The sequence below is a fragment of the Nocardioides sp. Root140 genome, from assembly GCF_001426745.1.
Taxonomy (GTDB): domain Bacteria; phylum Actinomycetota; class Actinomycetes; order Propionibacteriales; family Nocardioidaceae; genus Nocardioides.
This window is the reverse complement of record NZ_LMFI01000002.1, coordinates 101,517-125,825: the sequence shown is the minus strand read 5'-3', so window position 1 is coordinate 125,825 and position 24,309 is coordinate 101,517. Positions and strand designations below refer to the sequence as shown.

Genomic DNA, 24,309 nt, shown 5'->3' with positions numbered 1-24,309 from the left:
TACGCCCTAGTGTGTGGCCATGGCGTTCGGCTGGCGGCGTTCCCACCTCGTCACAGAGGCTGATCGGGCGACGTTCCGCACCCTGCACACCGCATCACGGGCCTCGCCCGCACTGCGTGAGGGCCTGACGAGTGCCAGCGCCGAGCGCAGCGTGCGCCACCTGCGGGCCCTGCTGGGCGCCCCGGCGCTGGCCCTCACCGACACCGCCGGCCTGCTGGCGTGGGACGGCACCGGCGACCACCACTCCACCCACTGCCCCGAGCTCGCCGCGATCGCCGTCGAGGAGGGCCGCACGCACGTGGCGCAGCGCAGTGTCACGTGCCACGTGCCGAACTGCCCGATCCGCTACGCCGTCGTCTCCCCACTCGTCGTGGACGACCTGATCGTCGGCACCCTGCAGGCGTTCACCCCCAGCGCCACCGCCGGCCTGGTGCGCGCCGCCGACGAGGTCGCCACATGGGTCTCGGGGCAGCTCGAGCTGGCTGAGCTCGACGCGTCGCGCACCCGGTTGATGGAGGCCGAGGTGCGGGCCCTGCGCGCCCAGATCAGCCCGCACTTCATCTACAACTCGCTGGGCGCGATCGCGTCGTTCGTGCGCACCGATCCCGACCGGGCCCGTGAGCTGCTGCTGGAGTTCGCCGACTTCACCCGCTACTCGTTCCGCAGGCACGGCGAGTTCACCACCCTCGCCGAGGAGCTCCGGTCCGTCGAGCGCTACCTGCTGCTCGAACAGGCCCGGTTCGGTGACCGGCTCGGCGTCACCCTCCGGATCGCGCCGGAGGTGCTGCCGGTCGCCGTACCCTTCCTCTGCATCCAGCCGCTCGTCGAGAACGCCGTACGCCACGGCCTGGCGGAGAAGGGGGACGGCCACATCACGATCACCGCCCGCGACCACGACGCCGACTGCGTGATCGAGGTCGAGGACAACGGCGCGGGCGAGGATCCCGAGCGGGTACGCCGGGCGCTGGCCGGCGACGCCGACCTCGACTCGGTCGGCCTCGGCAACGTCGACGTCCGGCTGCGTGACACCTTCGGCGACGACTACGGCCTGATCGTCGAGACCGCCCCCGGCGCCGGGACGAGAGTGATCGTCCGGGTGCCCAAGTTCGCCCCGGGAGTGCACCCATGACCGCCCTGAGAGTCCTCGTCGTCGACGACGAACGCCCGGCCCTGGACGAGCTCACGTTCCTGCTGGAGCGCCACCCAGACGTGGCCTCGGTGGTGGCCGTCGACTCCGCCACCGAGGGGCTCCGGCTGCTCCAGGACACGACCATCGACGCGGTCTTCCTCGACATCCAGATGCCCGGCCTGACCGGGGTGGAGCTGGCCCAGGTGCTGAGCCGCTTCCGCAACCCTCCCCCGATCGTGTTCGTGACCGCCCACGAGCAGCATGCCGTCGACGCCTTCGAGCTGCGGGCCGTCGACTACGTGCTCAAGCCGGTGCGGGAGGAGCGCCTCGCCGAGGCGGTACGCCGCGTGGTCGAGGGCGTGGCCCAGCCGGCGGCCAGCGGCGACGAGCAGATCCCGGTCGAACGCGGCGGCGTGACCCGTTTCATCAACCGCAGCGACATCACGCACGTCGAGGCGCAGGGCGACTACGCGCGACTGCACACCCCGCACGACTCCTACCTGTTGCGCACTCCCCTGACCGTGCTCGAGGAGCAGTGGGGCCCGGCCGGCTTCGTGCGGGTCCACCGTTCCCTGCTGGTCGCGCTCGCGCACATCAGCGAGGTGCGCATGGAGAGCGGCCGGTGCACCGTGCGGGTCGGTGAGGGCATCGACCTGGTCGTGAGCCGGCGGCACACCCCGGCGTTGCGCGAACTGCTCAACCGGGGCCGGCCATGAGCATCGGTCCCCCCGAGCGGGTCCGGGTCACCGGGCCTCCACGGCGTACGACGAGTCGCCGGACCAGGGCCCACGAGATCGACGACCAGACCCTCCTCGGAGCGGTGATGATCCAGTCGCTGCTGCGCGCCCAGCTGCGGCTCGCCGTACTCACCCTGGCGCCGCTCTTCGCGTTCGCGGTCGCGCTGCCGCTGACCTTCCACCTCTTCCCGCGGTTCTCGGACCTCCGGGTGGCCGGGGTCCCGGTGGCGATCCTGCTGCTCGGCGTCCTCATCTACCCCGTGCTGGTCCTGCTCGGCTGGTCCTACGTACGGCGGGCCGAGCGCCACGAACGCGACTTCGCCGAGCTCGTCGAGATCGCCGAGTCATGACGGGGCAGCCATGACGGGGCAGCCATGATCACCTCGGTGCCGAGCGTCGTCGCGGTGGCACTGGTCGCCGTCGCCACGCTGGCCATCGGCACATGGGGACTGCGCTTCTCGCGCACCACCAGCGACTTCTTCGTCGCCTCCCGGTCGGTGCGACCGGCGCTCAACGCCTCGGCGATCGGCGGCGAGTACCTCTCCGCGGCGTCGTTCCTCGGCGTCGCCGGGCTGGTGCTGGTCTTCGGCGCCGACATGCTCTGGTACCCCGTCGGCTGGACGGCCGGCTACCTGGTGCTGCTGGTGCTGGTGGCCGCGCCGTTGCGTCGCTCGGGCGCCTACACACTGCCCGACTTCGCCGAGGCCCGGCTGGCCTCGGCGCGGGTCCGCACCACGTGCACCCTGTTGGTGGTGGCCATCGGCTGGCTCTACCTCGTCCCCCAGTTCCAGGGCGCCGGCATCACGCTCGAGTCGACGACCGGGGCGCCGCCCTGGCTCGGTGCCATGGTCGTGGCGGGCGTCGTGCTGGTCAACGTGCTCTCCGGAGGCATGCGCAGCATCACGTTCGTGCAGGCCTTCCAGTACTGGCTCAAGCTGACCGCCCTCCTGGTGCCGGCGGTGGTGATGGTCGGCGTGTGGCTCGGCGACGGACGGCCCGGCCCGGGCGCCGGGTCCGGCGGCGACTGGTCCCTCCCCCTCGGCGAGGGCGGCGGGCAGGGCCTCTACCTGACCTGGTCCCTGATCATCGCCACGTTCCTCGGCACCATGGGCCTCCCCCACGTCGTGGTGCGGTTCTACACGAACCCCGACGGCCGGGCGGCTCGACGTACGACGGTGGTGGTGCTGGCCCTGCTCAGCGCGTTCTACCTGCTGCCACCGGTGTACGCCGCACTCGGCCGGGTGTACGGCGACACGACCCACTCCGACGTGTTGGTGCTCGAGCTGCCGAGGCTGATGGTCCCGGGCGCGGCCGGCGAGCTGCTCTCGGCACTGGTCACCGCCGGCGCGTTCGCGGCGTTCCTCTCGACCTCGTCGGGGCTGTCCCTGGCGGTGACCGGCGTGCTCACCCAGGACGTCTTCCGCGGCACGCGCCTCACCGGCGTACGCGCCTTCCGCGTCGCGGCCGTGGTCGCCGTGGTGACCCCGTGCGTGGCCGCCGTCTCGGCGCCGGACCTCGGTATCGCGAAGGCGGTCGGGTTGGCCTTCGCGGTCGCCGCCTCGACGTTCTGTCCCCTGCTGGTGCTGGGCATCTGGTGGCGCGGGCTGACCGACGTCGGCGCCCTGGCGGGGCTCGGCGCCGGCTTCGTCTCGTCCGGCATCGGCGTCACCTACTCCCTGAGCCCCTACTCGACCACCGGCTGGGTCGACGCACTGCTGAGCCAACCGGCCGCGTGGTCGGTGCCGCTGGCCTTCGTCACCATGTACGTCGTCTCGCGGGCCACCGCCTCTCGTGTGCCGCCACACGTGCGCCGGTTCATGGTGCGACTGCACACGCCGGAAGCCGTGGCGCTCGACCGCGGCTGACCGTTCGTCGCACCGATCGCACCGCCCGCCGATTCGGCCGTTCCACTGGCCGCGCAGTCTGGTCGCACCCCTGATGCTGCGGCGCCGTAGTTCCTAGCGTGACTGGTGTCACACCCCCGCACGAGAGGCGATCCCGTGACCGATGCACACGGCGTACACCGACGCTCGCAACATCCGATCTACCAAGAGCTCCACGACTCGGCCGAGTTCGCCGACCTGCGTCGGCGCTACCGCAGCTTCGTCATCCCGTGGACCGTGGCCTTCCTGGCCTGGTACCTGCTCTACGTGATCATGTCGAACTGGGCGAACGACTTCATGAACACCAAGCTCGTCGGGCACATCAACGTGGCCCTGGTCTTCGGGCTGCTGCAGTTCGCCTCGACGTTCCTGATCGCCTGGCTCTACGCGCGGCACATGAACCGCAACGTGGACCCGGTCGCCCGCCAGCTCGAGGCCCGCTACGACGCGGTCATCGAGGGCGAGGGGAGGCCCGCATGAACGGCACCGAGCTCCTCACCGCCGTCCTCTTCGTCGGCGTCGTCCTGATCACGGTGGCGATCACCTTCTGGGCCAGCCGACAGACCTCGGGCACGGCGAACTTCTACGCCGGAGGGCGCCAGTTCAGCGGCTTCCAGAACGGGATGGCGGTCTCGGGCGACTACATGTCGGCCGCCTCGTTCCTCGGCATCTCCGGGCTGATCGCCCTCAACGGCTACGACGGCTTCCTCTACTCGATCGGGTTCCTGGTCGCCTGGCTGGTGGCCCTGTTGCTGGTCGCCGAACTGCTCCGGAACTCCGGCCGCTACACGATGGCCGACCAGCTGGCCTACCGCATGAAGCAGCGGCCCGTGCGTACGGCGGCTGCCACGTCGACCGTCGTCGTCTCGATCTTCTACCTGCTCGCCCAGATGGTCGGTGCGGGTGCACTCGTGACCCTCCTCCTCGGTGTCGAGAGCGAGCTCATGAAGGCCCTCGTGATCGTCGGAGTCGGCCTGCTGATGATCTTCTACGTCACCGTCGGCGGCATGAAGGGCACCACCTGGGTGCAGATCGTCAAGGCCGTGCTGCTGATGGCCGGCACCGTCCTGATCACCTTCCTGGTCCTGGCGAAGTTCGACTTCAACTTCTCCGAGCTTCTCGGTGCCGCCTCGGACAACACCGGCAAGGGCGAGGCGTTCCTCCAGCCCGGCCTGAAGTACGGCATCGACATGACCAGCAAGCTCGACTTCATCTCGCTCGGCATCGCGTTGGTGCTCGGCACCGCCGGCCTGCCGCACATCCTGATCCGCTTCTACACGGTGCCGACCGCCAAGGCGGCCCGCACCTCAGTGATGTGGGCGATCGGCCTGATCGGCACGTTCTACCTGATGACCCTTGCCCTCGGGTTCGGTGCGGCTGCCCTGCTGGACACCGGTCCGGGCAGCAAGGTCGCGGAGAGCGGCGGAAACCTGGCCTCACCACTTCTGGCCGAAGCCGTGGGCGGTGGAGCCGGCACCACCGGAGGCGCCGTACTGCTGGCCCTGATCTCGGCGGTCGCCTTCGCGACGATCCTCGCGGTCGTGGCCGGGCTGACCCTGACCTCCGCGTCGTCGGTGGCGCACGACCTCTACGCCAACGTGTGGAAGAAGGGCACCGCGACGGAGACCCAGGAGGTCCACGTGGCCCGCATCTCCGCGTTCGTGATCGGTGGTGTGGCCATCGCGCTGGCGATCCCGGCCCAGAAGCTGAACATCGCCTTCCTGGTGGCCCTGGCGTTCGCGGTGGCGGCCTCGGCGAACCTGCCGTCGATCATCTACAACCTGTTCTGGAGGCGGTTCAACACCCAGGGCGCGACGTGGGCGATCTACGGCGGCCTGATCTCCTGCCTGGTTCTGGTGATCTCCTCGCCGGTCGTGTCGGGGAAGCTGAACGCCGACGGGACCAATGCCGCGCTGCTGCCGAAGAGCGTCGACTTCTCCTGGTTCCCACTGGACAACCCCGGCATCGTCTCGATCCCGCTCGGCTTCTTCTTCGGCTGGCTCGGCACGGTGCTGTCGAAGGAGACGGACTCGGAGGCGGCGTACGACGAGCTGGAGGTGCGTGCGCTGACCGGCGCGGGCGCCGAGGCGGCCGTCAAGGAGTGAGATCCACCTGATTCCGGTCCGGGGGTCGCTGCAACGTGGCCGCAACCTCCGGACCGGAATCCTGCTTTGTGCCGAGACCGCTCTCGTCGCACAGCGGATACCGGCCTAGGCTGCATGTGACGGCCGGCACAGAAGAGCGAATCAAATCAGGAGTGAATGTGAGCGAGCGTCCAACGTCCAGCGAGACCCTGTCCAACCTGAGCCACGAGGAGCGACGCTTCGCTCCCCCCGAGGAGCTGGCCGCCGCCGCCAACGTGAAGGCAGACGCCTACGCCGCCGCGGACGAGGACTTCGAGGGCTTCTGGGCCACGCAGGCCGAGCGCCTCGACTGGGGCCAGAAGTGGGACCGCGTCCTCGACTGGGACAACCCACCGTTCGCCAAGTGGTTCACCGGCGGCACGATCAACGCGGCCGTCAACTGCGTGGACCGGCACATCGAGGCCGGCAACGGCGACAAGGTCGCCATCCACTGGGTCGGTGAGCCCGAGGAGGACTTCCGCGACATCACCTACGCGCAGCTGGGCGAGGAGGTCAACAAGGCCACGAACGCGCTCATCTCGCTCGGCGTCCAGAAGGGCGACCGGGTCGCGATCTACCTGCCGATGATCCCCGAGTGCGTCTTCACGATGCTGGCCTGCGCCCGTCTCGGTGCGCCGCACACCGTGATCTTCGGCGGCTTCTCGGCCGACGCGCTGGCGTCCCGCATCACCGACTGCGGCGCGAAGCTGGTCGTCACCTCCGACGGCGGCTACCGCCGGGGCGCCCCCTCCGCGTTGAAGCCCGCGGTCGACGAGGCGGTCACCAAGGTCGACGGGCTCGTGGACAACGTGCTGGTGGTGCGCCGTACCGGCCAGGACGTCGCGTGGAACGACGACGTCGACGTGTGGTGGCACGAGCTGGTCGACTCGCAGTCGACCGAGCACGAGGCCGAGATGCACGACGCGGAGCACCCGCTCTACGTCATGTACACCTCCGGCACGACCGGCAAGCCCAAGGGCATCCTGCACACCACCGGCGGCTACCTGGTCGGCACGTCCTACACGCACTGGTCGGTCTTCGACCTCAAGCCCGAGACCGACGTCTACTGGTGCACCGCCGACGTGGGCTGGGTGACCGGCCACTCCTACCTGGTCTACGGCCCGCTCGCCAACGGTGCCACCCAGGTGATGTACGAAGGCACGCCCGACGCACCTCGCAAGGGCCGTTGGTGGGAGATCGTCGCGAAGTACGGCGTCACGATCTTCTACACGGCGCCCACCGCGATCCGCACGTTCATGAAGCAGGGCAGCGAGATCCCCGACCAGCACGACCTCTCCTCGATCCGGCTGCTCGGATCGGTCGGCGAGCCGATCAACCCCGAGGCCTACATCTGGTACCGCGACACCATCGGCGCCGGCAAGACGCCCGTGGTCGACACGTGGTGGCAGACCGAGACCGGGCAGATCCTGATCTCGCCGCTGCCCGGCGTCACCCACGGCAAGCCCGGCTCGGCGATGAAGGCCCTGCCCGGCATCAGCGCCGACGTGGTCAACGACGAGGGTGAGTCCGTGCCCGACGGCTCGGGCGGCTACCTGATCCTGCGCAAGCCGTGGCCCGCCATGCTGCGCACCATCTGGGGCGACGACGAGCGCTACAAGGACACCTACTGGTCGCGCTGGCCCGGCGTCTACTTCGCCGGCGACGGTGCCAAGAAGGACGAGGACGGCGACATCTGGGTGCTCGGGCGCGTCGACGACGTCATGAACGTCTCCGGCCACCGCCTCTCCACCACCGAGATCGAGTCCGCGCTGGTGTCGCACCCGAAGGTCGCCGAGGCGGCAGTGGTCGGTGCCACCGACGAGATGACCGGCCAGGCCGTCTGTGCGTTCGTGATCCTGCGTGAGAGCGCCGGCGGCGAGTCCGGTGACGCCCTCGTCCAGGAGCTGCGCAACCACGTCGCCAAGGAGATCGGCGCGATCGCCAAGCCGCGCCAGATCATGATCGTCCCCGAGCTGCCCAAGACCCGCTCGGGCAAGATCATGCGTCGCCTGCTGCGCGACGTGGCCGAGAACCGCGAGATCGGCGACGTCACCACGCTGGCCGACTCGTCGGTGATGAGCCTGATCCAGACCGGCCTGTCCGGCGGAGGCTCCGACGAGTAGTCCCGCCCCCTCCCGGGTAACGCGCCGTCCATGACGCTTTGCACCCTGCTGGCGGGGTGCAAAGCGTCAACACCGGCGCGGTAATCGGGCCACACTCGTCGTACGACGCACGAAACGGCCGCCACGTCCCTCACGGGAGTGGCGGCCGTTTCGTCGTCGTACGGCGTGTGGCGTCAGCGTGCGCGGCGGGAGAGCCGCTCGATGTCCATGATGACCACGGAGCGGGGCTCGAGGCGCAGCCAGCCACGGGAGGCGAAATCGGCCAGGGCCTTGTTGACCGTCTCGCGGGAGGCGCCGACCAGCTGGGCGAGCTCCTCCTGGGTGAGGTCGTGGTGCACGTGCACGCCGTCGTCGGCGGTTCGGCCGAAGCGGTCGGCGAGGTCGAGCAGCGCCTTGGCCACGCGACCGGGCACGTCGGAGAAGACCAGGTCGGCGTTGACGTCGTTGGCCTTGCGCAGCCGGGCCGCGATCTGGCCGAGGAGGCTGTGCGCCACGATCGGGCGACCCTCGAGCCACTTGAGCAGGTCCTCGTGGGAGAGCGAGGCGAAGGTGGCGTCGGTGACCGTGGTGACGGTGGCCGAGCGCGGACCGGGGTCGAAGAGCGAGAGCTCACCGAACATCTGGCCCGGGCCGAGGATCGCGAGCAGGTTCTCGCGGCCGTCGGAAGACGTGCGACCCAGCTTCACCTTGCCCTCGAGTACGACGTAGCACTTGTCGCCGGAGTCGCCCTCATGGAAGAGCACCTCGCCTCGGCGAAGCCTGGACTCGGCCATCGACGACCGGAGCGCCGTCGCTGCCTCGTCGTCGAGCGCGCTGAACAGCGGGGCCTGACGAAGCACGTCGTTGTCCACAAGTTCCTCCCATGTAGTAGCGGGTTCCGAGCCGATCCTAGCCGTGGCCCACGTCACATCATCAACCATGGGTGGCGAAAAGGCCGAACGCGACCAGGATCCGGGCCCTGTCGGCGTCTCCACGTAGGGTGTGGCTGTGCCCCAGACTCCATCGCAGACGGTCCTGGTTCGACGGGCCCGCAAGATCGATCGGGTCCTTGGCGAAACCTACCCTGAGGCCAAGTGCGAACTCGACTTCGCCAACCCCTTCGAGCTTCTCGTGGTCACCGTGCTCAGCGCGCAGACCACCGACAAGCGGGTCAACGCCGTGCGTCCGACGCTGTTCGCGGCCTATCCCGACGCCGCTGCCATGGCCGGCGCCGAGCGCGAGAAGATGGAGCAGATCATCGGTCCGCTCGGCTTCTTCCGGGCCAAGACCGAGTCGCTCCTCAAGCTCAGCAGCGCGCTCGTCGAGCACCACGGCGGCCAGGTGCCGCCCCGCCTCGACGACCTCGTGAAGCTGCCCGGCGTGGGACGCAAGACCGCCAACGTCGTGCTGGGCAACGCCTTCGACATCCCTGGCATCACCGTCGACACCCACTTCGGCCGGCTGGTCCGCCGCTTCGGCTGGACCGACGAGACCGACCCGGTGAAGGTCGAGCACGCCATCGGCGCCCTGTTCCCCAAGCGCGACTGGACGATGCTGTCGCACCACGTCATCTGGCACGGCCGCCGCATCTGCCATGCCCGCAAGCCCGCCTGCGGCGCATGCCCGATCGCGCGCTGGTGCCCGGCGTACGGCGAGGGCCCGACCGACGCCGACGAGGCGGCCAAGCTGGTCCGCACCGAGGGCCGCGCATGAGAAGGGCGCTGGCCGCTTCCCTGCTGGTCCTCCTGGCGTTGCAGGGGTGCGACAAGATCTCGCCGCCCGAGATCGACCGGGCCGGCAAGTCCGACGTCGACGTCGACACTCCGGCGCTGCGCACGCTCAAGGCCCGGGCCGACATCGCTCCGTGTGCGCCCGGTCCCGGCGACCACGTCGACGGCGGCCTCCCCGAGGTCACGTTGCCCTGCCTGGGCGGCGGCGAGGACGTCGACGTCTCCAGCCTGCGCGGGCCGATGGTGGTCAACCTGTGGGCGGTCTGGTGCGAGCCGTGCCGTCGCGAGCTGCCGATCTACCAGCAGTTCCACGAGAAGTACGGCGACCGGGTGTCGGTGCTCGGCATCGACTTCCAGGACACCCAGCCGGGCCCGGCGCTCGAGCTGATCCGCGACTCGGGGGTCACCTATCCGCAGCTGGCCGACCCGCAGACCGACCTGAGCCTGAAGGAGCCGCTGCCCAACATCGCCGGGCTGCCCTACATCATCCTCATCGACGAGGACGGCACGGTCGTCGACCAGCGCTTCGAGAAGATCACGAAGCTCCGCCAGCTCGAGGACCTCGTCGAGAAGCACCTCGGGGTCACCCTGTGATCCCGCAGTGGCTCGAACCGCTCCGCGAGGGCGCGCAGTCCATCACCGTGCACGACCTGACCCGCTTCATGCCGCCCGAGGGCAGCGACCCGCGGCGTGGCGCCGTCCTCATGCTCTTCGGCGAGGGTGAGCAGGGCCGTGAGCTGCTGCTGACCGAGCGGTCCCACACGATGCGCAGCCACCCCGGTCAGGTGTCGTTCCCCGGCGGCGGCATCGACGCCGGCGAGAGCGCCCACGACGCGGCGCTGCGTGAGGCCTGGGAGGAGACCGGCCTCGACCCCGACGGCGTCGAGGTGTTCGCCGAGCTGCCCGAGCTGTGGCTGCCGCCGAGCAACTACGCAGTGACGCCGGTGCTGGCCTGGTGGGCCGACCCGTCGCCGGTCACCACTCACTCGGTCGAGGAGGTGCACGCGATCCACCGGGTGCTGATCTCCGACCTGGTCGAGCCCACGCACCGCATCATGGTGCGCCACCCCAGCGGCTGGCTGGGCCCGGGCTTCCTGATCGGCGACGGCCGCGACGTCATCCTGTGGGGCTTCACCGCCGGCATCATCTCGCGGCTCTTCGAGCACGTCGGGTGGTCCAGCGAGTGGGACACCGGCGTGGTGCGCGAGTTGCCCGCCTACATGCTGCAAGGTGAACCCGCACGTTCGGAGATCCCGCCGAACACCCGCTTCCAGGAAGGACCCGGCCGATGAACGCCCTCGACTGGATCCTCGTCCTCCTCGTTCTCGCCTACGCGCTCTCGGGCTACTGGCAGGGCTTCGTCACCGGCGCGTTCGCGACGGCCGGCCTGCTGCTCGGGGGCCTCTTCGGCATCTGGCTGGCGCCGATCGCCCTGGGCAACGCCGACCCGTCGGTGTGGGTCTCGATGGGTGCCCTGTTCATCGTGGTCCTGTCGGCCACCCTCGGCCAGGCGCTGCTCCAGTACGCCGGCGCGAAGGTGCGCGACCAGATCACCTGGCAACCCGTGCGCGCGGTCGACGCCGTGGGCGGTGCCGCGCTCAGTGCGGTCGCCGTACTCCTCGTCGCGTGGGCGCTGGGCGTGGCCGTCTCCGGCTCGCGCATCGGCTCGGTGACGCCGATGGTGCGCGAGTCCGTGGTGCTGGCCAAGGTCGACAGCGTGCTGCCCGCCCGCGCCTACGAGACGCTCAACGCCTTCAACAACGTGGTCGGCACGACGTTCTTCCCGCGCTACCTCGAGCCGTTCGCACCGGAGCGCATCGTCGAGGTCGGCCCGCCGAACGCACGCATCGCGCGCGACCCCGACGTCGCCGACGCCCAGGAGAGCGTGCTCAAGATCCACGGCGACAACAGCTGTGGCCGTGGCGTCGAGGGCACCGGCTTCGTCTACGCGCCCGGCCGCGTGATGACCAACGCCCACGTGGTGGCCGGCGTCTCCGACCCCGAGCTGGTGGTCGGTGACGACACTGTCGACGCCGACGTCGTCTACTACAACAGCGACCTCGACGTGGCGGTGCTCAGCGTCGACGGCCTCGACCGGCCCAAGCTCGACTTCGCGACGAACGCCGAGTCCAACGACGATGCCGCCGTCCTGGGCTACCCGCAGGACGGCCCCTACGACGTCCAGCCGGCGCGTGTGCGCGCCGAGCAACGCCTGCGCTCACCCGACATCTACGGCCACGGTTCGGTGATCCGCGACGTCTACTCGTTGCGTGCGCTGATCCGGCCGGGCAACTCCGGTGGGCCGATGGTCAACTCCAAGGGGCAGGTGACCGGAGTGATCTTCGCGGCGTCGGTGACCGACGAGCAGACCGGCTACGCACTCACCGCCGGCGCGGTGACCGAGGCCGCCGCCCAGGGTCTGACCAGCAACAACGAGGTCAGCACCGGCGACTGCGCCGGCTGAAGGCCAGCCCACGCGGCAGAATCGTGTCGTCTGGGCAGTTTCACAGGCTCACCTGTGAAACTGGCCGAAGCGCCGGCCCGTCAGGAGCGCTTGAGCGCGGACTTGGTGGCCTGGGCCTGGGCGATCGCCTTCTCGGGACCCTTGACCTTCTTCACCGAGCGCACGCCGAGGAAGCCGAGCAGTGCGGCGATCAGGACGTAGAGGACGAACACGATCAGGTAGGCCCAGTGGCGGTCGAGGCCGTCGCCGTTCCAGTGGATCAGCTCGGCCAGGAAGATCGAGAAGATGATGACGGCGAGCACCAGCATGAAGCCGGCGGCAGCGAAGAGCCCGATGCCCATGCCACCGGCCTTGACGCTGACCTTGAGCTCAGACTTCGCGAGCTTGATCTCGTTGGAGATGAGGCTCGAGATGTCACGTTGCGCGTCGACGACCAGCTTTCCGATGGTCGGCTCTTCGCCCTTCACCTCGTCGAGGGACATGCGGTTTGCTCCCTGGTGTCTCGCGGTCAGTCAGTCCGTTGCGGACTCTACACGTCACCACGGGCCTGCTCGGCGACCCTACGGTGCACGCGATTGCGCCCGACCAGGATCGTCGCGCCGAGGCATGCGGCGATCAGTGAACCGAACAGCACGGCCGTCTTGGCGGCCTCACGTTCGGCTCCGGTGAAGGAGAGATCGGAGACCAGGAGCGAGACGGTGAATCCCACCCCGGCCAGGACGGCGATGCCGAAGACGTCGACCCAGTTGATGTCCTCGTCGATCTCCGCGCGGGTCAGCTTGGTCAGCAGCCAGGAGCCGCCGAACACGCCGATCGGCTTGCCGAGGACCAGGCCGAGCACGACGCCGATCACCACCGGGTCGCCGACCAGCTCTGCTCCACCACCGATGACGACGCCCGCCGACATGAGGGCGAAGAACGGCACCGCCACCCCGGAGGACCAGGGCGAGAGCACGTGCTCAATCCGCTCTGCCGGGCTGCTGTCCTCGGCGTTGTCGGTGCGCACGCGGGTCAGGAGGCCGAGCACCACACCGGCGATGGTGGCGTGGATGCCGCTCTCGTGGGTGAACCACCAGGCTCCCACGGCGAACGGAAGGTAGACCAGGACGTTGGGCACGCGCAGGTACTGGAGTGCGGCGTACGCGGCGCAGCACAGGACCGCGAGCACGAGGGCCCCGAAGTCGAAGCCGTGGGCGTAGAAGGCGGCGATGATCACGATGACGATCAGGTCGTCGACGACCGCGAGGGTCAGCAGGAAGGCGCGCAGCTGTCCGGGCAGCGACGAACCGACGATCGCCAGCACGGCAAGGGCGAACGCGATGTCGGTGGCCGACGGGATCGCCCAACCGCCGCGGTGCCCGTCGCCCACGACGTTGACGATGGTGTAGATCAGCGCCGGTACGGCGACCCCGCAGGCGGCCGCCACGACCGGGACGATGGCGTCGGAGATCTTGCTGAGCGAGCCGATCAGGAACTCGCGCTTGAGCTCGAGCCCGGTGACGAAGAAGAAGAGCGTCAGGGCACCGTCGGCCGCCCACTGCTCGACGTTGAGCGGACCGATCTCGAACGCTCGAAGGTGTTCGTAGCCGTCGCCGAACGTCGAGTTGGCCCAGACCACGGCGACAAGGGCGGCGATGAGGGCGACCGCTCCGCCGACCGTCTCGCGACGCAGGAAGTCGCCGACGAAGGTGTCTTCGCGGGTGGTCGGGTCGGGCAGGAACCTCAGGCGGGTGAGCTTGGACATGGTCCTCGTTCAGGAGTCGGTTGCAGAGCTTCCGCCGGCAGTTGCGCGCGACGGGCCGACCAGACTTCCCGGCTCACCAGAACCCACCCTACCGATACTCCCTGACGTTCGCGTCCTTCAGGTCGCGGCGAGGTAGGCGAGCTGGGCGCGGACGCTCAGCTCGGCGGCCCCCCACAGGACCGGGTCGACGTCGGCGTAGACGATCTCGACGACCTGGCGGGGCACGTCGTCGGCAGCCACGCCCTCGGGATGGGGCCGCGCCTCGAGCGCGGCGACGGCGGCCTCGACCTGCGCCAGCCGTTCGCGCCGGTGGGCGAGGTAGAAGTCGAGCGCCGCGAGGGCGTCGTCGATCACCGGCCCGTGTCCGGGCCAGATCGAGGTGATCGAGTGCTCTGCGGCCAGCCGATGCAGTCTGTCGAGGGAGTCGAGGTAGGCGCCGAGCTGCCCGTCGGGGTGTGCCACGACCGTCGTACCGCGGCCGAGCACGGTGTCGCCGGTGAGCACCGCGCCTTCGGCCGGCACCAGGAAGGAGAGCGAGTCGGCGGTGTGGCCGGGGGTGGCGACCACGTGCACCTCGAGCCCGTCGACGGCGACCACGTCTCCGTCGCCCAGGCCCTCACTGCCCAGCTGGTACGCCGGGTCGAGCGCGCGCACCCCGCACCCCATGCGCTCGGCGAACTCGCGCGCGGCCTCGGAGTGGTCGTGGTGGTGATGGGTGAGGAGTACGGCGGCCACCGGCCCGGAGGCGGCCTCGATGGCGTCGAGGTGGCTCATGATCGACGGCCCGGGGTCGATGACCACCGAGCGCCGGGCGTCGGGCTCGCGCAGCACCCAGGTGTTGGTGCCGTCGAGCGTCATCATGTTCGCGTTGGGAGCGAGCACGCACTCCGCCCGCTCGCCGAACGACCCGCCGGCCCAGCTCAACGCGACCAGCTCATCGGGCGAGTGCCTCGCCGACCCGGGTGCCCAGCTGCACGATGCGGTCGTTGCTCTCGAGGCGGTTCGTCTCCGGGTTGAACGTGGGCGTGATCATCTCGAACGGCACCGACGTCGCGTGCTCCAGCGCCGCGGCCGGCGACGTGGCGTCGTACATGTCGCAGAGGGTCGCGTAGGTCGGCGGCATCAGCATCATCTGCCCGTCGTCGGCCAGCCGGAGCGCGTCACGCACGCTGAACCAGGCCACCTTGTCGGACTCCGTGGAGACGTCGCGGGTGACCTGTCCCTCGGGCAGCGCGGCCACGAAGAACCAGGTGAGGAACCGCTTGGGCTCGAACACCGGGGTCAGCCAGCCGCCGAGCACCGCGAGCAGGTCGGTGCGCAGCACGAGTCCGCGCGCGGTCAGGAAGTCGGAGAAGGCCAGCTCGTGCGCCTCGAGCGCCGCCCGGTCGCGCTCCCAGTCGTCGCCGGTGGTGTCGGCGACGACGGTGTCGGCGGTGCCGGCGAGGAGGACGCCGGACTCCTCGAACGTCTCGCGCACGGCGGCACAGACCAGCTCGCGCGCCTCGACCGGCGTGCAGCCCATGCGTGAGGCCCACTCCTCCGGGGAGGGCCCGGCCCACAGCGAGGGGTCGACCTCCGAGTCGCGCGGGTCGACGCCGCCGCCGGGGAAGACGCTCATGCCGGCGGCGAACTTCATGCCGACGTGACGGCGCAGCAGGTAGGACTCCAGGCCGCCGGGGCGACCGTCGCCGTCGCGCAGCAGCACGACCGTCGAGGCCGACCGCGGCGCAGCCGGCTCACGAGTGCCGTCCATGAACTCCCGGGCCTGCTCGAGGAAGCCGGGCGGCAGGGTGCGTGTGGGATCCACGGATCAGACCTCGACGATGACTTCGACCTCGACCGGTGCGTCCAGCGGCAGGACGGGTACGCCGACCGCCGAGCGCGCGTGCACACCCGCGTCGCCGAAGACCTTGCCGAACAGCTCGGAGGCACCGTTGGCCACCCGCGGCTGCCCGGTGAAGTCGGGCGTCGAGGCGATGAACGCGACGACCTTCACGATGCGCTTGACCTGGTCGAGGTCGCCGATCTCGGACTTCACCGCGGCGATCGCGTTCAGCGCGCACTGCTGGGCGCAGGCGAGCGCCTCCTCCTCGGAGACCTCGCCGCCGACCTTGCCGGTGACCATCAGCTCACCGGACTGCATCGGCAGCTGGCCCGAGGTGAAGATGTGGTTGCCGGAGCGCACGGCGGGCACGTAGGCGGCGACCGGCTTGGCCACCTCCGGAACGGCCAGGCCCAGTTCGGCGAGGCGGTCCTCTACGGCGCTCATGCGATCGGCCTCTTGAAGAAGGCGACGGTGCCGCCCTGCGCGCTGGTCTGCAGCTGAACCAGCTCCCAGCCGTCCTGGCCGAAGTTGTTCAGCATCAGGGCCTCGTTGTGGAGCGGAATCGGCGCCACCTGGTATTCCCACTTCGTCATGCTCGGCACCCTACTCGCGCCCGCCCGACGTCATCGAGCAGCCCTGTCACGCATGCTTGAGGGCCTCGCGCCGCGACAGCCCCGAGAGCCGGCCCTCGCGCTCGGTGACGAACGCGCGCACCCAGTCCGGGTCGGTTCGGAAATAGTCGCGGAGCGCCCACCCGATCGCCTTGCGCACGAAGAACTCCCGGCCGTACGGCGACTCCGGCGGGCTGGTGCGCGTGGAGCCGTCGAGGTTGGCGTCGATCGCGTGCGTGAGGAGCTCGCGGTCGATGCGCTCGCGCAGGCCGACCTGGCAGATGATCGCCGTACGCCGCAGCCACAGGTCGTCGTCGACGGCCCAGTCACGCAGTGTGGGCGTGACCGTGTCCGGGAAGCGCTCCAGGAGCTCACGGACCCGGTGGGTCGCGACGTCGTCGACGTGGTCCCACCACGCGCCCGTCACGACCAGGTGCCGCCACAGGCCCATCGTGCAGGGCTGCCGGTGCTCGCGGTAGAGCCGGTGGCCGGCCAGCGTCGTCGCGGCGTACCGCTCCTCACGGAACTCCGCGTCGTCCCAGAGCGCCAGGACGGCTTCACGCCACGACTCCTCGTCGGGCAGCACCCAGTCGGCGTACACCTCGCGACACAGGCGGGTGAGTGGCTGCGAGGTCACGCCGCGGTAGGGCATCGTCGACTTCATGTAGGCCTGCATGGCCGGCGCCTTCTCCGGGTCGGCCGCGGCGGCGATCTGGTCGCGCACCATCGCGACGAGCTCGTCGGGTCGGATCGCGTGCGGCACGCCGTCAGCGTAGTTGTGCACACACCGCCCGCCCGACGCCACCGAGGATCAGACCACGGTCTGACGTACGACGGGCTGGCGCCGCATAGTCTCTGGCCATGCGGCAGCCGTGGCGACTCGACGAGCGCGGACAGCGCGTCCTCGACGCCTCGCTGGCCGGGTTCCTCGTCTTCACCGCCGTCGCCGGCACCCTGCTCGGCGGCTTCGATCCCGCGGTCGGCCTGTTGTGCCTGATCCAGTTCGTGCCCCTGTTCTGGCGCCGGCACCATCCGGTCGCCTCGGCCACGGTGGTGGTGGCGGCGTCGCTGCTGCAGGCGGTGGTGCTCGACGAGCCGATCTGGGGCCAGGTCGCCTTCCCGGTCGCGGTCTACTCGGTGGCGCGTTTCGCCAGTGCACGTTGGGGATTCGCCGTGTTGGCGGTCGGCGTGATCGGTGCGGGCGTGTCGTCGTACGACTGGCTGAGCCCCTACCCCACCGCCGGGACGCCCACCGCCTACACGGCGTACTTCCTGTCCATCGCCGCCATCGTCGCGGCAGCCTGGGCCCTCGGCACCCTCGGTCGCACCCGGGCGGCGTACGTCGCCTCGTTGGTCGAGCGCGGCGAACGACTCGAGCGCGAGGCCGTCCAGCAGGCGCAGCTGGCCGCACAGGACGAACGCGCCCGCATCGCCCGCGAGATGCACGACGTCGTGGCGCACGGCCTCTCGGTGATCGTGGTGCAGGCCGACGGTGCCCGCTACGCCTCCGCCAAGGACCCTGGCGCTGCGACCACGGCGCTCCAGACGATCTCTGAGACCGGGCGTGACGCGCTCACGGAGATGCGCCGCATGCTGGGTCTGCTGCGCTCCGACGGCGGATCCGGCACCGCCCCGCAGCCCGGCCTGGTCGACCTGCTCCACCTCGTCGAGGAGACCCGCGCCAGTGGCATGGACCTCGTGGCCCACCTGCCCGACCCGATGCCCGAGGTCCCCGAAGGCGTGGGCCTGACCGTCTACCGCATCGCGCAGGAGGCACTGACGAACGTGCGCAAGCACGCCGGGGTCGCGCACGTCCGGCTCGACCTGGCCCATCGAAACGGCGAGCTGCGCCTCGACGTGATCGACGACGGCCGCGGAGCCGCGGCGCGTTCCGACGGCAAGGGGCTCGGCCTGCTGGGCATGCGCGAACGGGTCACGGTGCACGGGGGGACCCTGACCGCGGCCCCGGCCGATGGTGGCGGATTCGCTGTCTCTGCAAGGATTCCCACATGATCCGGGTCTTCCTCGTCGACGACCAGGAGATGGTCCGCGCCGGTTTCCAGATGCTGGTCGAGTCCCAGGACGACATGTCGGTCGTCGGCCAGGCCGGCGACGGCGCCGAGGCCAGCGAGAAGCTGGCGGTGACCGCGGCGGACGTCGTGCTCATGGACGTCCGGATGCCGCGCATGGACGGCGTCGAGGCCACTAGGCTCCTGGCCGCTCGGCCCGACTCGCCACGGGTGATCGTGCTGACCACCTTCGACCTCGACGAATACACGTTCGCCGCGATCAAGGCCGGCGCGGCCGCGTTCCTGCTGAAGGACGCCCGGCCGGCCGACCTGCTCGACGCCATCCGCTCGGTGCACTCCGGCGACTCCGTCGTCGCCCCGAGCACCACCCGGCGGCTGCTCGACCACTTCGCCTCGACGCTGCCCGAGCCCGGCGCTGAACGCTCGCGCGACTCCCGCCTCGCCGTGCTCACCGAGCGCGAGCACGAAGTCCTCACCCTGATCGGGCGCGGGCTCTCCAACACCGAGATCGCCGCCGACCTGGTGGTCGCCGAGGCGACGGTGAAGACGCACGTCGGCCGGGTCCTGGCCAAGACCGGCTCCCGCGACCGCGTGCAGCTCGTCGTGCTTGCCTACGAGTCCGGCCTGGTCGGCTGAGGCCCGGGGCGTGACCAGCGCCCGGAAGCACCGGCGCTGGAACAGGACCGGGCCGGCACTCGGGACTCCGGCCCGGTCGGGCCGAGTACCGGGGCCCACTCGGTCCGACCGGACGCAGTACCGGGGCCTACTCGGTCCGATCGGACGCAGTACCGGGGCCCACTCGGTCCGACCGGACGCAGTACCGGGGCCCACTCGGTCCGACCGGACGCAGTCCCGGGGCCCACTCGGTCCGACCGGACGCAGTACCGGGGCCCACTCGGTCCGACCGGGCCGGACCACCTAGGGCCGGTGAGCAGCCCCGGTGGCGGGCGCGGCACCCCACGGGTCGTACGACGAACGCCCGCGTCATCCCCAGGTCGTACGACGGGTTCCACCGCCGGCCTGACGTTCGGGAGCCGCAGAATTCCTAGCGTGGGGGTCATGATCGAGACCACCGCCCCCAACGCCCTCCGAACCGCCGCGACTGCCCGCGGCCTGACCAAGACCTACGGCGTCGGAACCCACGCCGAGGTGCATGCGCTTCGCGGTGTCGACCTCGACCTCCCGGCCGGCCGGTTCACCGCGATCATGGGCCCCTCGGGCTCCGGGAAGTCGACACTGATGCACTGCCTGGCCGGGCTCGACCAGCCGACCCCCGGCACGGTCGAGGTGGCGGGCGTGACGTTGGAGTCGCTCGACGACACCGCGCTGACGAAGTTCCGGCGCGACCACGTCGGCTTCGTCTTCCAGTCGTTCAACCTGCTGCCGATGCTGACCGCTGGCCAGAACATCCTGCTCCCGCTGGAGCTCGCCGGTCGCAAGGTCGGGCGCGAGGAGCGGGCCAGGTTCGAGATGGTCGTCGACGTGCTCGGACTCGCCGACCGCACCGGCCACCTCCCCAGCCAGCTCTCCGGCGGACAGCAGCAGCGCGTGGCGATCGCCCGCGCCCTGGTCGCCCAGCCCGCGATCGTCTTCGCCGACGAGCCGACCGGCAACCTCGACTCGACCGCGAGCGCCGAGGTCCTCGACTTCCTGCGCCACTCGGTGCGCGAGCTCGGCCAGACCGTCGTCATGGTCACCCACGAGCTGGACGCGGCCGCCTATGCCGACGACGTACTCGTCATCGCCGACGGCGCCATCCGCACCCACCTCACCACGCCCACCCGCGACGAGCTCGTCGCGGCGCTGCGCCACCGGGCGGCGTGATGCGCACCGTCCTGCTCGCCTCGATGCGGCGGCACACCCGGCGGTACGTCGCCGCGAGCCTGGCCGTGGTCATCGGGGTCACCTTCATCATCGTCACCAACGCGCTCTCCTCCGCGGCCCGCGACGGCCTGACCTCGGGCCTCGACGCGCCGTTCGCACATGCCGACGTGGTGGTCTCCGGGATCGACGGCCCCGACGCGGCCCGACTGCTGGACCGCGCCGAGAAGGAGGGCGCCTCGGCCTCCGTGCTGGGCTGGGCGTGGCTCTCCGTGTCACGCGACGGCACCGAGATCACCGACGGCGCCGACGTCGGCGCCCTCCCCCGCGACAACGCGATGCGTTGGCAGGAGCTGGTCGACGGCCGCTTCCCCTCCACCGACCACGAGGCAGTCGTCGACGCGAACGCGGCCAAGGCCAATGACGTCGGGATCGGCGACACCCTCACCATCGGAACCGGCAAGCAGGCCCTCGACGTGAAGGTCGTCGGCAGCGTCGACAGCCCGTCGTCGATGGTCTGGTCCGCGGTCTACCTCACCCAGGACGCCCAGGACCGGTGGCTCGACCAGAGCATGATCAACAGCGTCGCCTGGAACGGCGCCGGCTCCGCGGACGAGCAGATCCGGGCCCTCGAGAGCGCCTACCCGGACGCGACCGTGCAGACCACCGACGACTTCGTGGCCGACCAGCAGAAGGCGGCCACCAACGGCGTCGACGTCATCGCGTTCATCCTGCTGCTCTTCGCGGCGATCGCCATCGGCACCTCGGTGATGGTCATCGCCAACACGTTCTCGATCCTGTTCGCGCAGCGGACCCGCGACTTCGCCCTGCTGCGCTGCGTCGGCGCCACCCGGCGGCAGGTGCTTCGCTCGATCCGCCTCGAGGCCCTCGCGCTCGGTGTCGTCTCCGCCCTGGTCGGCCTGGTGGCCGGCGCTGGACTCGGACTCGGCCTGGTCGCACTGATCCGTGACCTCGCCCCGAGCGCTCGACTGGGCGAGGCGTCCTTCTCCCCCGTCTGGTTCGCCGGCGCCTTCCTTGTCGGCACCGCCGTCACGGTCATGGCGTCCTGGCTTCCCACCCGCCGGGTCACCCGGGTCAGCCCGCTCGCCGCACTTCGTCCGGACACCGGTGTCGACGTACGCACGACGGCCGGCCGTCTCCGCATCGGGTTCGGCATCCTCGTCGTCGCCGCCGGGGTGCTGGCGATGGCCGCGGCCATCGCCGGAGCCGCGGTCCCACTGATGGTGGTGGGCGGAGGCACCACGTTCTTCGGGGTGGTCCTGCTCGGGCCGACGATCGTTCCCGCCCTGATCCGGGTCGCCGGATCGCTCACCGCCCGCGTCATGGGCCCGCCCGGACGACTGGCCACCTCCAACGCAGTCCGCAACCCACGGCGTACGGCGGCCACGACCGCCTCGTTGCTCGTCGGGGTCACCCTCACGACCGCCGTCCTGACCGGGCTGGCCAGTGGACGCAGCATCATCGACGACGAGATGGCCACCGACCATCCCCTCGACGCCACCGTCTCGGCGACCACGGGGGCCGGACTGGCACCGGAGGTGCTCACCGGCGTGCGCGACCTGCCCGCCGTCGAGAGTGCCGTGGAGGTCCCCGGAACGGTCGGCACCCTCGACCGCGGGATCGGCCGGATGCGGGTCGTCGCCCCCGGCCCGGACGCTGCCGGGCTGATGCGGAGCACGCCGGACTTCGCCGCGCCCCGCGCCGGGGAGATCTACCTGCCGATCGACGCACTGGAGAACGGCAACGTGCCACGCACGGTCACGGTCACCGTCGGCGAGCGCACGGAGACCCTGCGGGTGAACGCCGGGGAGGACTGGGGCAACGTCGCCGTCGTCGCCCCGCAGACGCTGGCCGGGCTCGACGCGGCACCGTCCACGCAGGCGATCTGGGTGCGGGCCGATCTCGACACCGACGCCGAGGACTTCAGCGGCGACCTGTCCGCCGTGGCCGCGGCCTCCGACGCCGACGTGGTCTCGACCCTGGGCAAGTGGGCCTTCGTCGACCTCCAGCTCGACGTGATGACCGGCGCGATCGTCGGCCTGCTCGGCATCGCCGTGGTCATCGCGCTGATCGGCATCGCCAACACGCTCGGTCTCTCGGTGCTCGAACGAGGACGCGAGAACGCCCTGCTGCGGGCCCTCGGCCTGACCCGTCGCCAGTTGCGGGCCACCCTGGCCACCGAGGCGGTGCTGCTCTCCGTGGTGGCGACCCTGCTCGGCACCACCCTGGGCATCGGCTTCGCCTGGGTCGGCGTCCAGACCATGCTGGCGAAGTACGTCGAGAACGCGTCCATGACCCTGCCGCTGGGCCAGCTCGCGATCGTCGTACTCGTGTCCGCTGCAGCCGGGCTCCTGGCCTGTGTGCTGCCTGCCCGCCGCGCGGCACGGGTGACGCCGGCCGCGGGCCTGACGATGGAGTGAGCGCGCCCTCCTCGTCGGTCGAGTGCCTCTCGCTGGTCGAGTAGCCGCGAGGAACGAGCGGCGTATCGAGACCTTCGGCAACTGGCCCTGGCCTCGATACGCTCGCTGGCGCTCGCTACTCGACCACCGAGGGCAGCGCTCGCCACTCGACCACCGAGGGCAGCGCTCGCCACTCGACCACCGAGAAGGCCACTCGACCGACGAGCAGGTCAGAGCAGCTCGGGCTCGGTCTTCTCGCGGATCTCGTCCTCGGTCACGCCGGGAGCCAGCTCGACCAGCTTCAGCCCGCCTCCCTCGGCTGCCGGGAGGATGTCCATGACGCCGAGGTCGGTGATGATGCGTTGTACGACGCCGAGGCCGGTGTAGGGCAGCGAGCACTCGTTGACGATCTTGTAGGAGCCGTCGCGGGCCACGTGCTCCATCAGCACGATCACCTTCTTGGCGCCGTGCACGAGGTCCATCGCGCCGCCCATGCCCTTGACCATCTTGCCGGGGATCATCCAGTTGGCGATGTCACCCTTCACCGACACCTGCATCGCACCGAGGATCGCGGCGTCGATCTTGCCGCCGCGGATCATCCCGAACGAGGTGGCGGAGTCGAAGAACGACGCGCCACGGTTGAGCGTGACGGTCTCCTTGCCGGCGTTGATCAGGTCGGCGTCGACGTTCTCCTCGGTCGGGTAGGGCCCGACGCCGAGGATGCCGTTCTCGGACTGCAGCACCAGCTCGGTGCCCTCGGGCACGTAGTTCGGCACCAGGGTCGGCAGGCCGATCCCGAGGTTGACGTAGGAGCCGTCGCTCAGCTCCCCGGCCGCCCGGGCCGCCATCTGCTCGCGTGTCCATGCCATGTCAGTGTCCTTCCTGGTTTCGAGATGGTTGCTGCGCAACCTCCTCAACCAACGGAGCAGAGACAGTCCTCTTCTCGATCCGCTTGTCGGCAGCCTGCTCGGGAGTCAGCGCGACCACGCGCTGCACGTAGACCCCGGGGGTGTGCACGTCGTTGGGGTTCAGCTCGCCCGGCTCGACGAGCTCCTCGACCTCGGCGATCGTGAGGCGACCGCACATCGCAGCGAGCGGGTTGAAGTTGCGGGCGGAGTCGCGGAAGACGAGATTGCCGTGCCGGTCGCCCTTCCAGGCCCGGACCAGCCCGAAGTCGGCGACGATCGCCTCCTCGAGCACGAAGTCACGACCCCCGAAGCTGCGCACCTCCTTGGGCGGCGAGGCCACCACGACGTTGCCGGCGTCGTCGTACCTCCAGGGGAGGCCGCCGTCCGCGACCTGGGTGCCGACGCCGGTGGCGGTGTAGAAGCCCGGGATGCCCGAGCCGCCGGCGCGCATGCGCTCGGCCAGGGTGCCCTGCGGCGTGAGCTCGACCTCGAGCTCACCGGAGAGGTACTGCCGGGCGAACTCCTTGTTCTCCCCGACGTACGACGCGATCATCCGGCGCAGGCGTCGGGCCATCAGCAGCCGGCCGAGACCCCAGTCGTCGACGCCGCAGTTGTTCGAGACCGCCTCGAGCTCGTCGGCCCCCTGGGTCAGCAGGGCGTCGATCAGCACCGACGGGATGCCGCACAGTCCGAAGCCGCCCACGGCCAGGGTCGCCCCCGAGCCGATGTCGGCGACCGCCTCGGCGGCGTTGGCCATCACCTTGTCCACGAAGGTCTCCTCC

General features: G+C 70.4%; 25 protein-coding genes. 15 read left to right on the top strand and 10 right to left on the bottom strand.

The features are described from left to right. Nucleotides 1-19 precede the first annotated feature (19 nt). From ASD30_RS08185 to acs, 7 genes are all read left to right on the top strand, one after another. Complete coding sequence (locus tag ASD30_RS08185; RefSeq protein ID WP_056679832.1) at nt 20-1,129, top strand: sensor histidine kinase; 1,110 nt, start codon at nt 20-22, stop codon at nt 1,127-1,129. Further along, on the top strand, nt 1,126-1,845 hold the full coding sequence (locus ASD30_RS08180; protein ID WP_056679829.1) for a LytR/AlgR family response regulator transcription factor: 720 nt from the start codon (nt 1,126-1,128) through the stop codon (nt 1,843-1,845). Before ASD30_RS08185 ends, ASD30_RS08180 begins: the two co-directional genes overlap by 4 nt. Then, entirely contained in the window at nt 1,842-2,216 is a 375-nt protein-coding gene (locus ASD30_RS08175) for a hypothetical protein (RefSeq protein WP_056679826.1), read from the top strand. The genes ASD30_RS08180 and ASD30_RS08175 overlap by 4 nt, the downstream gene beginning before the upstream one ends. Before the next feature lie 24 nt (nt 2,217-2,240). Next, a complete protein-coding gene (locus ASD30_RS08170; protein WP_056679823.1) occupies nt 2,241-3,731 on the top strand; it encodes a sodium/solute symporter in 1,491 nt (496 codons plus the stop codon). A 135-nt stretch (nt 3,732-3,866) separates the two neighbouring features. Beyond that, nucleotides 3,867-4,229, top strand: coding sequence for a DUF485 domain-containing protein (locus ASD30_RS08165; RefSeq protein WP_056679820.1), 363 nt, complete (start codon nt 3,867-3,869; stop codon nt 4,227-4,229). Continuing rightward, nucleotides 4,226-5,854 (top strand): solute symporter family protein, encoded by a 1,629-nt coding sequence (locus tag ASD30_RS08160; protein ID WP_056679817.1) that lies wholly within the window; start codon nt 4,226-4,228, stop codon nt 5,852-5,854. Before ASD30_RS08165 ends, ASD30_RS08160 begins: the two co-directional genes overlap by 4 nt. 158 nt (nt 5,855-6,012) lie before the next feature. Next, on the top strand, nt 6,013-7,995 hold the full coding sequence (acs, locus tag ASD30_RS08155; protein ID WP_056679814.1) for an acetate--CoA ligase: 1,983 nt from the start codon (nt 6,013-6,015) through the stop codon (nt 7,993-7,995). Nucleotides 7,996-8,168: 173 nt separating this feature from the next. On the opposite strand, the gene ASD30_RS08150 is transcribed toward acs, so the two are convergent. After that, nucleotides 8,169-8,846 carry a Crp/Fnr family transcriptional regulator gene (locus tag ASD30_RS08150; RefSeq protein WP_056679811.1) on the bottom strand — a complete coding sequence of 226 codons (678 nt, stop codon included), beginning with the start codon at nt 8,844-8,846 and terminating at the stop codon, nt 8,169-8,171. 136 nt (nt 8,847-8,982) lie between these two features. On the opposite strand from ASD30_RS08150, the gene nth reads away from it, so the two are divergent. From nth to ASD30_RS08130, 4 genes are read left to right on the top strand one after another with little or no spacing between them, the layout of a single operon-like run. Beyond that, the gene (nth, locus tag ASD30_RS08145) at nt 8,983-9,687 is read left to right on the top strand and encodes an endonuclease III (protein ID WP_235532538.1); all 705 of its coding nucleotides are present in this window, start codon (nt 8,983-8,985) and stop codon (nt 9,685-9,687) included. After that, the gene (locus ASD30_RS08140; protein WP_056679806.1) at nt 9,684-10,298 is read left to right on the top strand and encodes a TlpA family protein disulfide reductase; all 615 of its coding nucleotides are present in this window, start codon (nt 9,684-9,686) and stop codon (nt 10,296-10,298) included. The genes nth and ASD30_RS08140 overlap by 4 nt, the downstream gene beginning before the upstream one ends. Next, nucleotides 10,295-10,996 (top strand): NUDIX hydrolase, encoded by a 702-nt coding sequence (locus ASD30_RS08135; RefSeq protein WP_056679803.1) that lies wholly within the window; start codon nt 10,295-10,297, stop codon nt 10,994-10,996. Before ASD30_RS08140 ends, ASD30_RS08135 begins: the two co-directional genes overlap by 4 nt. After that, the gene (locus tag ASD30_RS08130) at nt 10,993-12,168 is read left to right on the top strand and encodes a MarP family serine protease (protein ID WP_056679800.1); all 1,176 of its coding nucleotides are present in this window, start codon (nt 10,993-10,995) and stop codon (nt 12,166-12,168) included. Before ASD30_RS08135 ends, ASD30_RS08130 begins: the two co-directional genes overlap by 4 nt. A gap of 80 nt (nt 12,169-12,248) precedes the next feature. On the opposite strand, the gene ASD30_RS08125 is transcribed toward ASD30_RS08130, so the two are convergent. From ASD30_RS08125 to ASD30_RS08100, 7 genes are all read right to left on the bottom strand, one after another. Then, a complete protein-coding gene (locus tag ASD30_RS08125) occupies nt 12,249-12,650 on the bottom strand; it encodes a phage holin family protein (RefSeq protein WP_056679797.1) in 402 nt (133 codons plus the stop codon). 47 nt (nt 12,651-12,697) lie between these two features. Beyond that, nucleotides 12,698-13,912 (bottom strand): Na+/H+ antiporter NhaA, encoded by a 1,215-nt coding sequence (gene nhaA, locus ASD30_RS08120; protein WP_056679794.1) that lies wholly within the window; start codon nt 13,910-13,912, stop codon nt 12,698-12,700. Nucleotides 13,913-14,029: 117 nt separating this feature from the next. Then, nucleotides 14,030-14,836, bottom strand: coding sequence for an MBL fold metallo-hydrolase (locus ASD30_RS08115; RefSeq protein ID WP_321163494.1), 807 nt, complete (start codon nt 14,834-14,836; stop codon nt 14,030-14,032). Nucleotides 14,837-14,846: 10 nt separating this feature from the next. After that, entirely contained in the window at nt 14,847-15,719 is an 873-nt protein-coding gene (locus tag ASD30_RS08110) for an NUDIX hydrolase (protein ID WP_056679788.1), read from the bottom strand. A gap of 3 nt (nt 15,720-15,722) precedes the next feature. Continuing rightward, entirely contained in the window at nt 15,723-16,181 is a 459-nt protein-coding gene (locus ASD30_RS08105) for a RidA family protein (RefSeq protein ID WP_056679785.1), read from the bottom strand. After that, complete coding sequence (locus ASD30_RS26865) at nt 16,178-16,330, bottom strand: DUF4177 domain-containing protein (RefSeq protein ID WP_162250925.1); 153 nt, start codon at nt 16,328-16,330, stop codon at nt 16,178-16,180. The genes ASD30_RS08105 and ASD30_RS26865 overlap by 4 nt, the downstream gene beginning before the upstream one ends. 46 nt (nt 16,331-16,376) lie before the next feature. After that, complete coding sequence (locus ASD30_RS08100) at nt 16,377-17,111, bottom strand: DNA alkylation repair protein (protein WP_235532537.1); 735 nt, start codon at nt 17,109-17,111, stop codon at nt 16,377-16,379. Between the two features lie 98 nt (nt 17,112-17,209). On the opposite strand from ASD30_RS08100, the gene ASD30_RS08095 reads away from it, so the two are divergent. The 4 genes from ASD30_RS08095 (at nt 17,210) to ASD30_RS08080 (ending at nt 22,640) form a co-directional block, all read left to right on the top strand. Continuing rightward, nucleotides 17,210-18,361, top strand: coding sequence for a sensor histidine kinase (locus ASD30_RS08095; RefSeq protein ID WP_056679782.1), 1,152 nt, complete (start codon nt 17,210-17,212; stop codon nt 18,359-18,361). Continuing rightward, a complete protein-coding gene (locus tag ASD30_RS08090) occupies nt 18,358-19,014 on the top strand; it encodes a response regulator (RefSeq protein WP_056679779.1) in 657 nt (218 codons plus the stop codon). The genes ASD30_RS08095 and ASD30_RS08090 overlap by 4 nt, the downstream gene beginning before the upstream one ends. A 423-nt stretch (nt 19,015-19,437) precedes the next feature. Next, nucleotides 19,438-20,202, top strand: a complete 765-nt coding sequence (locus ASD30_RS08085) for an ABC transporter ATP-binding protein (protein ID WP_056679776.1) — start codon at nt 19,438-19,440, stop codon at nt 20,200-20,202. After that, nucleotides 20,202-22,640 (top strand): ABC transporter permease, encoded by a 2,439-nt coding sequence (locus tag ASD30_RS08080; protein WP_056679773.1) that lies wholly within the window; start codon nt 20,202-20,204, stop codon nt 22,638-22,640. Before ASD30_RS08085 ends, ASD30_RS08080 begins: the two co-directional genes overlap by 1 nt. A 209-nt stretch (nt 22,641-22,849) precedes the next feature. On the opposite strand, the gene ASD30_RS08075 is transcribed toward ASD30_RS08080, so the two are convergent. Beyond that, the gene (locus ASD30_RS08075) at nt 22,850-23,488 is read right to left on the bottom strand and encodes a 3-oxoacid CoA-transferase subunit B (protein WP_056679771.1); all 639 of its coding nucleotides are present in this window, start codon (nt 23,486-23,488) and stop codon (nt 22,850-22,852) included. A gap of 1 nt (nt 23,489) precedes the next feature. Next, nucleotides 23,490-24,296 (bottom strand): CoA transferase subunit A, encoded by an 807-nt coding sequence (locus ASD30_RS08070; RefSeq protein ID WP_056679937.1) that lies wholly within the window; start codon nt 24,294-24,296, stop codon nt 23,490-23,492. Between the last annotated feature and the right edge of the window lie 13 nt (nt 24,297-24,309).